At 66.1% G+C, this 12,481-nt stretch carries 11 protein-coding genes; 6 read left to right on the forward strand and 5 right to left on the reverse strand.

Annotated features, from left to right (window positions below; all coding sequences use genetic code 11):
• Positions 1 to 161 precede the first annotated feature (161 nt).
• The 3 genes from clpB to rluD all read right to left on the reverse strand — a co-directional run bounded on the left by clpB (position 162) and on the right by rluD (position 4,544).
• Positions 162 to 2,726: an ATP-dependent chaperone ClpB gene (gene clpB / locus PVZ77_RS11530; RefSeq protein ID WP_273806539.1), complete on the reverse strand. Its 2,565-nt coding sequence runs from the start codon at positions 2,724 to 2,726 to the stop codon at positions 162 to 164.
• A gap of 130 nt (positions 2,727 to 2,856) precedes the next feature.
• The gene (gene pgeF, locus PVZ77_RS11535) at positions 2,857 to 3,588 is read right to left on the reverse strand and encodes a peptidoglycan editing factor PgeF (RefSeq protein WP_273806540.1); all 732 of its coding nucleotides are present in this window, start codon (positions 3,586 to 3,588) and stop codon (positions 2,857 to 2,859) included.
• On the reverse strand, positions 3,585 to 4,544 hold the full coding sequence (gene rluD / locus PVZ77_RS11540; protein WP_273806541.1) for a 23S rRNA pseudouridine(1911/1915/1917) synthase RluD: 960 nt from the start codon (positions 4,542 to 4,544) through the stop codon (positions 3,585 to 3,587). The genes pgeF and rluD overlap by 4 nt, the downstream gene beginning before the upstream one ends.
• A 188-nt stretch (positions 4,545 to 4,732) precedes the next feature.
• On the opposite strand from rluD, the gene PVZ77_RS11545 reads away from it, so the two are divergent.
• Entirely contained in the window at positions 4,733 to 5,758 is a 1,026-nt protein-coding gene (locus tag PVZ77_RS11545; protein ID WP_273806542.1) for an outer membrane protein assembly factor BamD, read from the forward strand.
• Between the two features lie 67 nt (positions 5,759 to 5,825).
• Here the strand turns inward: PVZ77_RS11545 and PVZ77_RS11550 are convergent, their stop codons facing one another.
• Positions 5,826 to 7,448 (reverse strand): NAD+ synthase, encoded by a 1,623-nt coding sequence (locus PVZ77_RS11550; RefSeq protein ID WP_273806543.1) that lies wholly within the window; start codon positions 7,446 to 7,448, stop codon positions 5,826 to 5,828.
• A gap of 131 nt (positions 7,449 to 7,579) precedes the next feature.
• Here PVZ77_RS11550 and PVZ77_RS11555 point away from each other — a divergent pair, with 131 nt between their 5' ends.
• Genes PVZ77_RS11555 through PVZ77_RS11565 form a run of 3 tightly spaced genes read left to right on the forward strand, consistent with a single transcriptional unit; the run spans position 7,580 to position 10,729 of the window.
• Positions 7,580 to 7,828: a PP0621 family protein gene (locus PVZ77_RS11555; RefSeq protein ID WP_273806544.1), complete on the forward strand. Its 249-nt coding sequence runs from the start codon at positions 7,580 to 7,582 to the stop codon at positions 7,826 to 7,828.
• On the forward strand, positions 7,812 to 9,386 hold the full coding sequence (locus tag PVZ77_RS11560; protein WP_273806545.1) for a sensor histidine kinase: 1,575 nt from the start codon (positions 7,812 to 7,814) through the stop codon (positions 9,384 to 9,386). The genes PVZ77_RS11555 and PVZ77_RS11560 overlap by 17 nt, the downstream gene beginning before the upstream one ends.
• Positions 9,387 to 9,388: 2 nt before the next feature.
• Complete coding sequence (locus PVZ77_RS11565; protein ID WP_273806546.1) at positions 9,389 to 10,729, forward strand: sigma-54-dependent transcriptional regulator; 1,341 nt, start codon at positions 9,389 to 9,391, stop codon at positions 10,727 to 10,729.
• On the opposite strand, the gene thiO is transcribed toward PVZ77_RS11565, so the two are convergent.
• Positions 10,730 to 11,833: a glycine oxidase ThiO gene (thiO, locus tag PVZ77_RS11570; protein ID WP_273806547.1), complete on the reverse strand. Its 1,104-nt coding sequence runs from the start codon at positions 11,831 to 11,833 to the stop codon at positions 10,730 to 10,732.
• A 95-nt stretch (positions 11,834 to 11,928) separates the two neighbouring features.
• Here thiO and PVZ77_RS11575 point away from each other — a divergent pair, with 95 nt between their 5' ends.
• Both PVZ77_RS11575 and PVZ77_RS11580 read left to right on the forward strand, forming a co-directional pair.
• Positions 11,929 to 12,330 (forward strand): GspH/FimT family pseudopilin, encoded by a 402-nt coding sequence (locus tag PVZ77_RS11575; RefSeq protein WP_273806548.1) that lies wholly within the window; start codon positions 11,929 to 11,931, stop codon positions 12,328 to 12,330.
• Positions 12,327 to 12,452 (forward strand): hypothetical protein, encoded by a 126-nt coding sequence (locus tag PVZ77_RS11580; RefSeq protein WP_273806549.1) that lies wholly within the window; start codon positions 12,327 to 12,329, stop codon positions 12,450 to 12,452. Before PVZ77_RS11575 ends, PVZ77_RS11580 begins: the two co-directional genes overlap by 4 nt.
• Positions 12,453 to 12,481: the final 29 nt, after the last annotated feature.

Consider the following 12,481-nt stretch of genomic DNA (forward strand, 5'->3'; position numbering starts at 1 on the left):
TTTCTCTCTTCCAACCCCTCTTACGCCAGTGCCTTTCGAGCTTTGCCGTAAGTGAGGTGCGCCATTTTACGGAAGTGGAAACAGACGTCAACACCTAGCCTGCTGTTTTTTCACAAATTTATAGGAAACGCCGGGCGACCCTGGGATCGCCCGGCCATTTGCTAGGCGAAGACGATCTCGTCGCCCTCCAGGCGGCCCTGAATCCGGCTGTTCGGCGCGAAGGCGCCGGAGAGGATCCGCTGGGCCAGCGGGTTCTCGATCCAGCGCTGGATCGCCCGCTTGAGTGGGCGCGCCCCATAGACCGGGTCGTAACCCACCGCGACCAGCTTGTCCAAGGCCTCCGGCGTCAGCTCCAGTTGCAGATCACGCTCGGCCAGTCGCTGACGCAGGTGATGCAGCTGGATCTCGGCGATGCCGGCGATCTGCTCGCGACCCAGAGGTTCGAATACCACCACCTCGTCGATGCGGTTGATGAACTCGGGACGGAAATGGCCCGCCACCGCGTCCATCACCGCCGCCCGCTGGGCGTCGGGATCGCCCACCAGCTCCTGGATCTGCGCCGAGCCCAGGTTCGAGGTCATGACGATCACCGCATTGCGGAAGTCCACGGTACGCCCCTGGCTGTCGGTCAGGCGACCGTCGTCCAGCACCTGCAGGAGGATGTTGAAGACATCCGGATGCGCCTTTTCCACCTCGTCGAGCAGGACCACCGAATAGGGTTTGCGCCGTACGGCCTCAGTCAGGTAGCCGCCCTCCTCGTAGCCGACATAGCCGGGCGGTGCGCCGATCAAGCGAGCCACGGAGTGCTTCTCCATGAACTCGGACATGTCGATGCGCACCATGGCGTCTTCGGTATCGAAGAGGAATTCCGCCAACGACTTGCACAGCTCGGTCTTGCCCACCCCGGTCGGGCCGAGGAAGAGGAAGGAACCGCTGGGCTTGTTGGGATCCGACAACCCGGCTCGCGAGCGACGCACGGCGTTGGCCACGGCGGTGACCGCCTCGTCCTGGCCGATCACCCGGTTGTGCAGGGCTTCTTCCATGCGCAGCAGCTTGTCGCGCTCGCCTTCGAGCATCTTGCTGACCGGAATGCCGGTCCACTTGGAGACCACCTCGGCGATCTCGTCTTCGGTGACCTTGTTGCGCAAGAGCTGGTTGGCCGGCTTCTCGTGCTGGTCGACCATCTGCAGACTGCGCTCCAGATCGGGGATGGTGCCGTACTGCAACTCGGCCATGCGGTTGAGATCGCCCTTGCGGCGGGCGGCCTCCAGCTCGGTGCGCGCCTGCTCGATGCGCTGCTGCAACTGGGCGGAATCCTGGACCTCGGCCTTTTCGGCTTTCCAGATTTCCTCCAGGTCGGCGTATTCCTGTTCGAGGCGGGCGATGTCTTCGTCGAGCTTTTCCAGACGCTTGCGCGCGGCCTCGTCCTCTTCCTTCTTCAATGCCTGACGTTCCACCTTGAGCTGGATCAGACGGCGATCCAGGCGATCCAGGGCCTCGGGCTTGGAGTCGATCTCCATGCGGATACGGCTGGCAGCCTCGTCGATCAGGTCGATGGCCTTGTCCGGCAGCTGGCGGTCGGTGATGTAGCGATGGGACAACTTGGCCGCGGCAATGATGGCGCCGTCGGTGATGGCCACCTTGTGGTGTACCTCGTAGCGCTCCTTGAGGCCACGCAGGATGGCGATGGTGTCTTCTTCGCTCGGCTCGTCCACCAGCACCTTCTGGAAGCGCCGCTCCAGGGCCGCGTCCTTCTCGATGAACTGGCGGTACTCGTCGAGGGTGGTGGCACCCACGCAATGCAGCTCGCCACGGGCCAGCGCCGGCTTGAGCATGTTGCCGGCATCCATGGCGCCCTCGGCCTTGCCGGCGCCGACCATGGTGTGCAGTTCGTCGATGAACAGGATGATGCGCCCTTCCTGCTTGCTCAGTTCATTGAGCACGCCCTTGAGGCGCTCCTCGAATTCACCGCGGAACTTGGCGCCGGCGATCAGGGCACCCATGTCCAGCGCCAGCAGGCGCTTGTCCTTGAGGCCGTCGGGTACCTCACCATTGATGATGCGCTGGGCCAGGCCCTCGGCGATGGCGGTCTTGCCGACGCCGGGTTCGCCGATCAGCACCGGATTGTTCTTGGTCCGGCGCTGCAGGACCTGGATGGTGCGGCGGATCTCGTCGTCCCGGCCGATCACCGGGTCGAGCTTGCCGTCCTCGGCGCGCTTGGTGAGATCGACGGTGAACTTGTCCAGCGCCTTGCGGCTGTCCTCGGCGTTGGGGTCGTTGACCGCCTCGCCGCCACGCAGGTTGTTGATGGCGTTCTCCAGCGCCTTGCGCGAGACGCCCTGCCCCAGCAGCAACTTGCCGAGGCGGGTGTTCTCGTCCATGGCGGCGAGCAGCACCAGCTCGCTGGAGATGAACTGGTCACCCTTCTGCTGGGCCAGGCGATCGGCCTGATTGAGCAGGCGCGCCAGGTCCTGGGAGAGATTCACATCGCCGTTGGGATTCTGGATCTTGGGCAGCTTGTCCAGCTCTTCGGCGAGGGTCTTGCGCAGGCTGGCGAGGTCGAAGCCGACCTGGCGCAGCAGCGGGAAAATGGAACCGCCCTGCTGTTCGAGCAGGGCAGAGAAGAGGTGCAGCGGCTCGATGGCCGGATGGTCGTGGCCAACGGCCAGGGACTGGGCATCCGACAGGGCGAGCTGCAGTTTGCTGGTGAAACGGTCTATACGCATGGGCAAGGTCCTATCTGAAACGCGGGACAGCGCGACAGTGGGCGCTTTCGATTACCCGCGGGAATGACCTTTAGATAGGGGCGATGCGTAACGATTCAAGCCGGGGAGGCTTGACATCCCAAAAAAAGACCTAGGGCTTGATCCAGATCAGGCTGGCGAAGCGTCCGGTACGGGCGGCGCGCCGATAGGAGAAGAAGCGCTGGTCATCGGCGAAGGTGTCGAAGCCGCCACCATGGACCGCCGTGATGCCCTTGGCGGCGAGACGCAGACGGGCCAGGGCATAGAGATCGCCCAGGTACTTGTCCCCACCCCTGGCCACGAAGCAGTGCGCGGCGTCGGCCTGCTGGGCGACAAAGGCCTCACGCACCTCGGCACCGACCTCGAAGCTGGCCGGACCAATGGCCGGGCCCAGCCAGACCAGCACCTCGGCGGGGGCCACCTCCAGACTGGCCGCGGCAGCTTCCAGCACCCCACCCGCCAGACCGCGCCAGCCGGCATGGGCCGCCGCGACGCGGGAGCCGTCACGCCGGCAGAACAGCGCCGGCAGACAGTCGGCGGTCATCATGGTCACCGCGACACCGGGCGTGGCCGTCCAGGCCGCATCGGCACACAGCACCTGCATAGGATCGGCTTCGACCACCTCGGTACCATGGACCTGTTCGAGCCAGGCCGGCTGACACCCCAGGGTTTCGCCCAGACGACGGCGATTCTCGGCGACCGCCACCGGATCGTCACCGACGTGGTTACCTAGGTTGAAGCTGGCGAAAGGCAGCCGGCTGACCCCACCCAAACGGGTGGTGACGCAGGCCTGGACGCCGACCGGCGCCGGCCAGTCCGGCCGCAGCCAGTCGGCGCCGATCATTCGAAGGATTCCCGGTCCTGGCGCAGCAGATCCAGCAGCCAGACCAGGTCTTCCGGCAGCGGCGATTCCCAGCGCAGGCGCTCGCCGGTCACCGGATGATCCAATTCGAGGAAGCGCGCGTGCAGCGCCTGGCGCGGAAACTCGCGCAGGGTCTTGATCAGGGTCGGATTGGTCGCCGGCGGGATCTTGAAGCGCCCACCATAGACCGGATCGCCCACCAGCGGAAAACCGACGTGGGTCATGTGCACGCGGATCTGGTGGGTGCGCCCGGTTTCCAGCTTGACCCGGGTATGGGTATAGGCCCGGAAGCGCTCCAGCACCCGGTAGTGACTGACGGCGGGCTTGCCGCCGGCGATCACCGCCATCTGCTGGCGACGCTGGGAATGACGGCCGATGGGCGCGTTGACCGTGCCGCCGGCGACGATCACCCCGGCGACGACGGCTTCATAGATGCGGCTCACCGAGCGCGCCTGCAACTGGGCGACCAGATGGGTATGGGCTTCCAGGGTCTTGGCCACCACCATGAGTCCGGTGGTGTCCTTGTCCAGGCGATGGACGATGCCGGCACGCGGCACGCTTTCCAGTCCCGGCACATGGTGCAAGAGGGCGTTGAGCAGGGTGCCATCGGCATGGCCGGCAGCCGGATGCACCACCAGTCCGGACGGCTTGTCGAGCACCAGCAGGTGATCGTCTTCGTAGACGATGTCCAGCTCGATGTCCTGGGCCACCCATTCGCCTTGGGCCTCGCGTTCGGCACGCAGCGCCAGCTGGGCGCCGCCATGGACGGTGTCACGCGGGCGCAACACGGCGCCGTCGACGGTCAGGCTGCCGTCCTTGATCCAGGCGGCGAGACGCGAGCGGGAGTGTTCGGCGAACAGCTGGGCAGCGACCTGATCGAGGCGCTGGCCACCGAGTTCGTAGGGGACTTCGGCATTGAGAACGATGGATTCGGACATGGATCTGCGCGGGCAATGGCGGGGCTTTTGGAATCGGCCCGACCCTGTGGTTAAATACGGCGACTTTTTTGCCCCGGCATTCCGGGTCGATCATCATAACAGGACGGTTCCGGCCCCGTCACAGGCTAGGTGAGTGCTCTCCGCGCTCATCCCTGCACCGCCGACCGTTTCGGGGAATCCAAGCCGCCATGCAATTGAAGCACCTGCTGCTGGTCACCAGCCTAGTCCTCACCGCCGCCTGCTCCTCGAAAGCGCCCGAGGTTCCGGAAAATCTGCCGGAGGGCGAGCTCTATACCCAGGCTCAGCGCGATATCTCCAACAGCAGCTACACGGATGCCATCAGCAAGCTGAAGGCCCTGGAGTCGCGGTATCCCTTCGGTCGCTATGCCGAGCAGGCCCAGCTCGAGCTGATCTACGCCAACTACAAGAACGGCGAGCCGGAAGCGGCGCGCACGGCGGCGGATCGCTTCATCCGGCTGCATCCGCAGCACCCGAACGTCGACTACGCCTACTACATGAAGGGCGTGTCCTCCTTCGAACAGGATCGCGGCCTGCTGGCGCGCTTCCTGCCGCTGGACATGACCAAGCGTGATCCGGGCGCGGCGCGCGACTCCTTCAATGACTTCGCCCAGTTCACCAGCCGCTTCCCCAACAGCCGTTACGCCCCGGACGCCAAGGCGCGCATGGTCTATCTGCGCAACCTGCTGGCGGCCTACGACGTGCACGTCGGCCACTACTACCTGACCCGCAAGGCCTATGTGGCCGCCGCCAACCGCGGTCGCTACGTGGTCGAGAACTTCCAGGGCACCCCGTCCGTGGGTGATGGCCTGGCGATCATGACCGAAGCCTACAGGCACCTGGGTCTCAACGACCTGGCGGCCACCAGTCTGGAAACCCTCAAGCTCAACTACCCGGACAACGTCAGCCTCAAGGATGGCGAATTCCAGCTGCGCGAGCCGGACGACAAGGATCAGCAGCGCTCCTGGCTGACCCGTGCGACCCTGGGCCTGATCGATCGCCCGAGCGATCCGCTGCCGCCCGGCGAGACCCGCGCCAGCCAGGACATCCAGCGCAAGTACCAGGAAGAGCGTGACAACCTGGCGCCCGAGCTGCGCATCGTCGATCCGGCCGAAGCCGAGAAGGCCGGTGGCGCGACGCCGGCGCCGGCCAAGCGGTCCTGGTTCAGCCGCCTGACTTTTGGTCTGTTCGACTGATCCGGCGCCGGACGTAAAAAGGGGAAGCCATCGGCTTCCCCTTTTTTATGGCGCCGGAACCGGCGACCTAGTCGCCGATCCGCCAGCCCGAGGTGATCGGATAGCGCCGGTCACGTCCGAAACCGCGCTGCGTGACCCGGGCCCCCACCGCCGCCTGGCGCCGCTTGTATTCGTTGAGATCCACCAGGCGCAGCACCCTGCGCACCGTTTCCTCGTCGAAGCCGGCGGCGACGATATCCACCGCCGAGAGATCCTGCTCGACATACAGGCGCAGGATCTCGTCGAGCACCGGATAGGGCGGCAGCGAGTCCTCGTCCTTCTGGTCGGGCGACAGCTCGGCCGACGGCGGGCGGTCGATGACGCGCTGTGGAATCACCTCGCCAGCTCGATTGCGGTACCTGCAAAGACGGAACACCAGGGTCTTGGGCACATCCTTGAGCACGTCGAAGCCGCCGGCCATGTCGCCATAGAGGGTGGCGTAACCGACGGCCATCTCGCTCTTGTTGCCGGTGGTGAGCACCAGATAGCCCTTCTTGTTGGAGATGGCCATCAGCAGGGTCCCGCGGCAGCGCGCCTGCAGATTCTCCTCGGTGGTGTCCCGCCCGAGCCCGGCGAATTCGCCGGCCAGGGTCTCCTGGAAGGCTTCGACCATGGGCGCGATAGGCAGCACGCTGTAGCGCACGCCCAGCGTCCGCGCCTCGGCTTCGGCGTCTTCCAGGCTGATCTGGGCGGTGTAGTGGTAGGGCATCATCACCGCCTCCACCTGCTCCGCGCCCAGCGCATCCACGGCGACCGCCAGCACCAGGGCCGAATCGATACCACCGGACAGCCCCAGCACCACCCCCTTGAAGCCGTTCTTGCGCACGTAGTCGCGTACCCCAAGCACCAGGGCGTCATAGACGCTGGCCTCCAGCGAGGCGATGGGGGCCAGCGCGGCCGGCTGCGGTTGCAGAGCCTCATCGAAGATGACCGGATAGAGTCCCTCGACGAAGGCCGGCGCGCGCTGGCTGACCTGCCCCCGGGCATCGACCACGAAGGAGTGGCCGTCGAACACCAGTTCGTCCTGGCCACCCACCTGGTTGACGTAGACCACCGGCATGCCACCCTCGCGGGCACGTTCGCCTACCACGGCCTCGCGTTCCGGCTGCTTGCCGCCATGGAAGGGCGAGGCATTGAGGTTGAGCATCAGCCGTGCCCCGGCCGCGCGAGCTTTGGCCATGGGTTCGGCGAACCAGATGTCCTCGCAGATGGTGACGCCAATGGGTACGCCCTGGTAATCGAACACCGCGGCACCGTCACCCGGCTCGAAATAACGCTTCTCGTCGAACACCCGATAGTTGGGCAGCTGCTGCTTGCGATAGAAAGCCAGCTCGGCGCCGTCGCGATAGACCGCGCAGGCGTTGTAGCGGCGCCCCTCCTCCAGCCAGGGAAAACCCACCAGCACATGGATACCGGCGATCTCCTGGCGGATCCGCTGCAGGCCCTGCTCGATCCGGCGCTGCATGCTCGAGCGCAGCAGCAGGTCCTCCGGGGGATAGCCGCACAGCGACAATTCCGGGAAGACGATGAGATCGCCGTGCAAGTCATCCCGGGCCTCCTGGGCCGCGGCGATGATCCGATCCACATTGCCGTGGATGTCGCCGACCTTGAGGTTCACTTGCGCCATCACGACGTTCAGCAGCTGACTCATGCACTCTTCCTTGCCCGATTGATCGGCGCATTTTCCCGCATGCAGCGAAGCGGGACAATCGATGCCATGCGGGGCTCACCGGCTGCGGTAGCCCTGCTAAACTCCAGCCTCCTTCACGCTGCGAGATCGCCATGGGTCTGCTTCGCCTGCTGTTGTGGCTCGTCCTCCTGGGCGCGCTGTTCTGGATGATCAGACGCTGGTGGCGCGGCAAGACGCAGACGCCCGCCGCCAAGGCGCCCACGCTGCCGCCCGACGCCATGGTGCGCTGCGCCCATTGCGGCGTGCATGTGCCTCAGGCAAGAGCCCTGGCCGATGGCGAAGGCCAGCGCTGGTATTGCAGCGCCGAACACCGCCGGTTGCAGCATGAGCGCCGCGACTGATCCAGGCACCCTGAGAGCCGACGCGGTCCTGCGGCTCTATCACCTCTATCGCATCGTCATCGGCCTGGCGCTGGTGGTGCTGATCTCCAGCGACCTGGACCAGCACTGGCTGCGTACCGTCGACGGCCAGCTGTTCCGCCAGGCCAGCTGGGCCTATCTCGCCGTCAACGCCGTGCTGGCGGTCGGCCAGCGGCTGTTGCGCGGTCGCGCCTTCACCCTGGCGCTGATCGATATCCTCGCCCTCGGCGGCCTGTTCTTCCTGGCCGGCGGCATCGCCAGCGGCATGGGCAGTCTGCTGGTGGTGACCGTCGGGGTGTCCAACGTCCTGATCCGTGGCCGCCGCGGCCTGCTGATCGCCGCCCTGGCGGCCATCGCCCTGCTGCTGGCGACCGGCTATCTCGACCTGCGCCGCGGCGACAGTGGCAGTGGCTATGTGCAGGCGGCCGGCCTGGGCACCCTCTGCTTCGCCACGGCGCTGCTGGTGCAGGGCCTGGTCCGGCGCCTGCTGGACAGCCAGGCCCTGGCCGAAACCCGCGCCACCGCCGTGGCCGAACTGGAAGCCCTCAATGCCCTGATCCTCGAACGCATGCGGACCGGCATCCTGGTGTTCGATGCCGAATACCAGGTGCTGCTGGTGAATCCGGCAGCCCGCCGCCTGCTGGGCGTGGATGACGAGGACACCATCGCGCCCCTGGCTCTGGGGCTCGCCCAGCGCCTGGAGGAATGGGAGCGCAATCCCAGTATCCGGCCCGCGCCCTGGCGCGCCTATGCCAACGGCCCCCTGTTGCAACCCAGCTTCGCCCGTTTGCAGCAGGGCGAGGGCGAGCGGGTGCTGACCTTTCTCGAAGACGTCTCGCGCATCGCCCAGCAGGCCCAGCAACTCAAACTCGCCTCCCTCGGCCGCCTCACCGCCGGCATCGCCCACGAGATCCGCAATCCGCTGGGGGCCATCAGTCATGCCGCGCAACTGCTGCAGGAATCCGAAGAACTGACCACGCCGGACCGGCGCCTGGCACAGATCATCCAGGACCAGTCGCGGCGGATGAACCGGGTGGTGGAAAACGTCCTGCAACTGTCTCGCCGCCAGCAGGCCGCCCCCCAGCTGATCGATCTGCGCTACTGGGCGCACCGTTTCGCCGGGGAGCTGCGCCCTACCCTGCCCGCCGGCCAGACGCTGCACGTCAAGACCGAGCCGGGCACCTTGCAGACGCACATGGATCCTCACCAGCTGGGCCAGATCCTGACCAACCTGGTGCAGAACGGCCTGCGCTACAGCTGCCAGAAGCACGGCATCGGCCAGGTCTGGCTCAGCACCTACCGCGATCCGGAAAGCGACCTGCCCATCCTCGAGGTGGTCGACGACGGAGCGGGCGTCGCCGCCGAGCAACTCGACCACCTGTTCGAGCCCTTCTTCACCACCGAAAACAAGGGGACCGGACTGGGCCTGTACATCTCCCGTGAGCTTTGCGAGAGCAACCAGGCCAGACTTGGCTATCATCCCTTGGCGAATGGCAGCTGTTTTCGCATCACCTTCGCCCATCCCCGCACAATGAGCTGAGCATGGCCCGACAGAAAGTCCTGATCGTCGATGATGAACCCGATATCCGCGAACTCCTGGAGATCACCCTGGGGCGGATGAAACTCGACACCGCCAGCGCCAAGAACATCGCCGACGCCCGGGCCATACTCGAACGGGAAAGCTTCGACCTCTGCCTGACCGACATGCGTCTGCCCGATGGCTCGGGACTGGACCTGATCCAGTTCATCCAGCAGCGCTTTCCACAACTGCCGGTGGCCATGATCACCGCCTTCGGCAGCCTGGAAACCGCGGTCCAGGCCCTCAAGGCCGGTGCTTTCGACTACCTCACCAAGCCGGTGGACCTGCCGCGCCTGCGCGAGCTGGTGGGCACCGCCCTGCGGCTGTCCGGACCTGCCCCGGCAGCGGCCGGTGCCAGTGAAACCCAGCTGCTCGGCGAATCGCCGCCCATGCGCGCCCTGCGTGGCCACATCGCCAAGCTGGCGCGCAGCCAGGCGCCGGTATACATCAGCGGGGAATCGGGCAGCGGCAAGGAGCGGGTGGCACGACTGATCCATGAGCAGGGTCCGCGCGCAGGTCGACCCTTCGTCCCGGTCAACTGCGGCGCCATCCCCTCGGAACTGGTGGAAAGCGAATTCTTCGGCCACCGCAAGGGCAGCTTCACCGGTGCCATCGAAGACAAGCAGGGCCTGTTCCAGGCGGCCCAGGGCGGCACCCTCTTTCTCGACGAGGTGGCCGACCTGCCGCTGCCGATGCAGGTCAAGCTCCTGCGCGCCATCCAGGAAAAGGCCGTGCGCCCGGTAGGCAGCCAGCAGGAGATCAGCCTGGACGTGCGCATCCTCAGCGCCACCCACCGAGATCTCGCCGCCGAGGTCGCCGCCGGGACCTTTCGCCAGGATCTCTACTACCGCCTCAACGTCATCGAATTGCAGGTGCCGGCCCTGCGCGAGCGCCGCGAAGACATCGGTGCCCTGGCCAGCCACATGCTCGAACGCCTGGCGCGGGACTCGGGCCTTGCCCCGGCCACGCTGAGCGACGATGCCCTGGCCAGGCTCAAGAGCTACCGTTTTCCCGGCAACGTGCGGGAACTGGAAAACATGCTGGAGCGGGCCTATACCCTCTGCGAAGGCGACCTCATCCGCCCGGCCGATCTGCGCCTGGCCGATGCGCCGGCGGCCACCACCACCGGCGAAGCCAGCCTGGCCAACATCGCCAATCTCGAAGACCACCTGGAATCCATCGAGCGCCAGCTGATCATGCAGGCGCTCGAAGAGACCCGCTGGAATCGCACCGCCGCCGCGGAACGCCTGGGTCTCTCCTTCCGTTCGATGCGCTACCGTCTGAAGAAGCTCGGCATCGACTGATCAGCCCGCCGCCAGCCGCGTGCCTGGCGCATAGGGCGCCGGATCGATGATCGGCGTGCGTTCGGTAAGCAGATCGGTCAGCAACTGGCAGGAGGCTGGTGCCAACACCAGGCCGTTGCGATAGTGCCCGCAGTTGAGCCACAGGCCGGGCAGCTCCGGCACCGGCCCGATGAAGGGCACGCCATCCGGCGACCCTGGCCGCAGGCCTGCCCAGTGCCCCACCGGTGCCTGGCCGGCCAGCGCCGGCAGCAACTCGGCGGCCGAGGCCTGCAGACTGGCCAGTGCCTCGGCGGTTGGGGTCTTGTCGAATTCGGCATGCTCCAGGGTGCTGCCGATCAGGATATGACCATCGCGCCGCGGTATGGCGTAGCGTCCCTTGGCCAGCACCATGCTGGGCAGAAAGCCTACCGGCTGGCGATACAGCAGCATCTGCCCCTTCACCGGCCGCACCGGCACCGCCAGCCCCAGACGTTGCAGCAACTCACCGCTCCAGGCGCCCGCACACACCACCACGGATTCGGCATGGATGGCCTCGCGCGCGGTCTGCACCCCCACTACGCGCTCGTCCTGGCGCAGGAAGCCGGTCACCGGCGACTCGCTCAATAGCGTCACATTCGGCATGCGCAGCAGGGCTTCGCGCAGGGAGCGCACCAGCCGGGGATTGCGCACATTGGCCACTCCCGCCATGAAGACCGCTCGTTCATAGCCTGGACCCAGCACCGGCACCCGCTGCTGCACCGCCTCGACCGACACCGCCGCCAGCGGCCGCACGCTGCGCCGCGCCCAGTCCAGCGCCTCGGCCTCGTCCTCCAGATCGAGCCAGTACAGCCCGGTCACCTCGACCTCGGGGTCCACCCCCGTCTCCTGCCGCAACCGTTCCCCCAGCACCGGATAGAAATCCTGCGACCAGTGCGCCAACGCCGTCACCGCCGGCTGATAGCGCCAGGGATACAGCGGCGAAACGATCCCGCCGCCAGCCCAGGACGCCTCCCGCCCCGGCTCACCGCGCTCGACCACCACCACCCGCCGACCGCTCAAGGACAGGCAATAGGCCGACATCAGCCCTAGCGCACCCGCGCCGACCACCGCTACGTCAAAGATCACGTCACACCTCTACATCCTGCAATTGACTGTTCCGCCGTCTTGGCGCAAAACGGCTATCGCGGCCAGGAAGGCCGCCTACCCACAAGGACGTCAACATGACCTATCGCATCTCGCGAGGCTTCAGCCTCTTCGAAGCCCTGATCTGCCTCAGCGTGCTGAGTATCGTCGTTTCCCTGGCCATTCCCGCCTTCGGTGGCATGCTGCAGCGCAATCGTCAGCAGCTCGCCGTTCAACAACTCAGGGAAACGGTCAACTTCGCACGGGCGGCTGCCATCAACGGCTCTGGCAGTGTGTCCATCTGTCATGCACCGGCAGGCGAATGCGACAGCTCGAACCTTTGGTCGGCCACCACGCGCGTCTTCCGCGACTGGGATCGCGATGGCCTTCAGTCAGCCGAAGAGCCCACTCTACTGATCAGTCAGCTCCCCGAGGGCCTGCACTGGCGCTGGAACAATTTCCGTACGCTACCTCATCTGACGTTTTTGAACAGTGGGTGACCAACGCCCTGAACGGCAGCTTCATCCTCTGCCAGGGCACCGAGCCGCGCGCACGACTGGTCCTGAACAAGGCCGGACGGATAGAGACCGCGGATCTTCGCGACAGCGACCGCTGCGCCTGAAACCCCTGACCAGACACCTTCCCGTTTCG

Source organism: Pseudomonas sp. SHLD1 (genome assembly GCF_028640935.1).
Lineage (GTDB): Bacteria > Pseudomonadota > Gammaproteobacteria > Pseudomonadales > Pseudomonadaceae > Chryseomonas > Chryseomonas aestiva.